This window comes from Kitasatospora sp. NPDC093558 (assembly GCF_040683475.1).
In the GTDB taxonomy this organism is placed as follows: Bacteria; Actinomycetota; Actinomycetes; order Streptomycetales; family Streptomycetaceae; genus Kitasatospora.
The window spans coordinates 1-1,090 of record NZ_JBFBDY010001368.1 but is presented as its reverse complement, the minus strand read 5'-3'; the positions used below and the strand labels follow the sequence as shown (position 1 = coordinate 1,090).

3 protein-coding genes are annotated in these 1,090 nt (G+C 72.8%); 2 read left to right on the top strand and 1 reads right to left on the bottom strand.

Features of this window, described 5'->3' with window-relative positions; all coding sequences use genetic code 11:
• A partial coding sequence (locus tag AB0O00_RS41045) for an AMP-binding protein (protein ID WP_363659747.1) occupies positions 1–364 on the bottom strand: 364 nt, incomplete at its 3' end.
• A 26-nt stretch (positions 365–390) separates the two neighbouring features.
• Between AB0O00_RS41045 and AB0O00_RS41040 the strand changes: the two genes are divergently transcribed.
• Together AB0O00_RS41040 and AB0O00_RS41035 are read left to right on the top strand one after the other, a co-directional pair.
• Positions 391–543: a hypothetical protein gene (locus AB0O00_RS41040; RefSeq protein ID WP_363659746.1), complete on the top strand. Its 153-nt coding sequence runs from the start codon at positions 391–393 to the stop codon at positions 541–543.
• Between the two features lie 17 nt (positions 544–560).
• The coding region (locus AB0O00_RS41035; protein ID WP_363659745.1) for an alpha-hydroxy acid oxidase at positions 561–1,090 on the top strand (530 nt) is incomplete at its 3' end.

Here is a 1,090-nt window from a genome sequence, read left to right as displayed (position 1 = left end):
CTACCAGCACCTGCGGGGCCAGCCGGGCCACCGCCGCGTCGACCTCGTGGTCGGTCAACCGGTGGTCGAGCAGGGCCACTTGGGCGCCGAGCCGCCATGCTGCCAGCAGCACGGCGACGAACGCCACCGAGGGCGGCAGCCGCAGGGCCGCCGTGCCGCCCGCGCCGAGTCCGGCGGCGGCGAGCCGCGCGGTCTGCTCGTCGACGAGGGCGCGCAGGGCGGCCCGGTCGACCGGGCCGCCGAAGTGCAGGCACTCCTCGTTCCCCGGGCCGGCCAGCAGCAGCTCGTCGACCCATTCGGGTGGGGCGTCGGCGTGTGGCGGCGTGGGGAGGGGGAGTGAAGGGCTCGAAAAGGCGGTCAACACCACTCCGCATAGTGAGGGGATTTGACATGGACGCCGTGAACAACCAAAACGGTCAATTCCGTGGCCAGACCATGGCACAGACGATTGGTCAAATCAAGGTCTATACCAATGTGCTTGTTGCTCCTACGCTGCCCAACCGGGAGCGGCCCGCGTGCGGCCGTCCCGGCCCCGCTGTCTGAGAAATGGGGAGGCATTCGTGGGAGTGACCACGCTGGCCGGGATCGAGCGTGCCGCGCGCGCACATCTTCCGCGCGAAATCTGGGACTTCATCGAAGGCGGCAGCGGCGCGGAACGCACCCTGGCGGCGAACCGGGAGATGTTCGCCCACTATGCGTTCCGGCCGCGCACGCTCGTCGACGTCTCGGTCTGCTCGCTCGCCACCACCCTGCTCGGCAGTCCGCTCGCGCTCCCGGTCGGCATCGCCCCGATGGCCTACCACCGGCTGGTCGACCCCGAGGGCGAGACGGCGACCGCGCGGGCGGCCGGCGCGGCCGGGGCGCTGCTCGTCGCCGGCATGTTCGCGAGCCGCACCCTGGAGGACATCACGGCCGCCGCCACCGGCCCGGTCTGGCTCCAGCTGTACTGGCTGCGCGAGCGCGCCGCCCTCGCCGCCCTGGTCGGACGGGCCGAGGCGGCCGGGCTCTCGGCCCTCGTGCTCACCGTGGACGCCCCCAGGATCGGCCGCCGCCTGCGCGACCTGCGCAACGGCTTCGCGATCCCGCCCGC